Origin of the sequence: Mesorhizobium sp. M4A.F.Ca.ET.022.05.2.1, assembly GCF_003998845.1 — a bacterium.
Classification (GTDB): Bacteria; Pseudomonadota; Alphaproteobacteria; order Rhizobiales; family Rhizobiaceae; genus Mesorhizobium.
In genome coordinates, this window is the sequence record NZ_RZOJ01000814.1 from 1 (window position 1) to 581 (window position 581).

The following is a 581-nucleotide window of genomic DNA, read 5'->3' on the forward strand; positions in this document are numbered from 1 at the left end:
GCCCCTCGGCCAGCGCCCTGTTGCCGGAGAAGACCCTGGCCAGGAATGGCGCGCGGCTGCCGCGCGCGCGGGAAAAGCGCGCCGGCATTGTGTGCCTCGCCATGTGGGCCACGACCTCGTCGATCCAGCCGTCCGACAGCCGCGCCCCGGGCTCCAGCAACAGCAGCCAGTCGCCCTTGGCCTGCCGGATACCGACGGAAATGCCGCCTGCGACATAGTGGCAGCCGGCATGGTCGGCAACGCGGTGCGTCTGGTCGGTCGAGCCGGTATCGCAGACGACGACGTCGCGCACCACGCCTTCGACCGCGCCGCCGATCAGCGAGGCAAGCGTGCGGGCAAGGCCCTCTTCGTCATTCAGGGTTTCAATGAGCACGCTGAGCATTGCCAGCCGAATAGCGGAAAGCCGCGCGCAGCGCCAGTTCTTGCATGTGGCATAAAAAGTTCTTGCTTTGTTCCCATCAAGAAAATAGGAATAGTTTCATGAACAGAGCGATTCGACAGCCTGCTGACAGTCCTTGGGAGAGGGCTAAAATGGAACAGATCGTGCGTGCCGACATTGCAGCCTTCGGGGCTGGTCGACC

General features: G+C 63.7%; 1 protein-coding gene. It reads right to left on the reverse strand.

Annotated elements, in window-relative coordinates:
• Positions 1-382 (reverse strand): glycosyltransferase (locus tag EN745_RS35580; RefSeq protein ID WP_127423359.1); only part of this gene is annotated, 382 nt, incomplete at its 3' end.
• Between the last annotated feature and the right edge of the window lie 199 nt (positions 383-581).